Origin of the sequence: Streptomyces racemochromogenes, assembly GCF_044129415.1 — a bacterium.
GTDB classification, from domain to species: Bacteria; Actinomycetota; Actinomycetes; order Streptomycetales; family Streptomycetaceae; genus Streptomyces; species Streptomyces racemochromogenes_A.
Window position 1 is genome coordinate 1 of sequence record NZ_JBBDHD010000352.1, and the last position, 353, is coordinate 353.

General features: G+C 68.6%; 2 pseudogenes. Both read right to left on the bottom strand.

What is annotated here, in order from left to right:
- A pseudogene (locus WDV06_RS37235) lies at positions 1-130 on the bottom strand (2-oxoacid:ferredoxin oxidoreductase subunit beta); the annotation flags it as partial.
- A pseudogene (locus WDV06_RS37240) lies at positions 123-353 on the bottom strand (2-oxoacid:acceptor oxidoreductase subunit alpha); the annotation flags it as partial. The pseudogenes WDV06_RS37240 and WDV06_RS37235, both read right to left, overlap by 8 nt.

Here is a 353-nt window from a genome sequence, read left to right on the forward strand (position 1 = left end):
AGCCCTGGACGGCGGCGAGGACGGCGTAGTCCCCGCAGCCCGGGCACCAGCGGACCTCCTGGTCCGACTTGAAGTCCCTGGCGGCGAGAGTGGACTCCGCCTTCGGGATCAGGGTCAGGGCCTCAGTCATCGATGGCCTCCTTCAGGGCCGTGGCGAGCTGCTCGGCCTTGAACGGCATGCCGTTGACCTGGGTGTGGGAGCGGACGTCCACCAGGTAACGCGCGCGGACGAGGGTGGCGAGCTGGCCCAGGTTCATCTCGGGGACGACCACGCGTTCGTAGCGCTTCAGGACCTCGCCGAGGTTTTTCGGGAAGGGGTTGAGGTGGCGTAGGTGGGCCTGGGCGACCGCTGT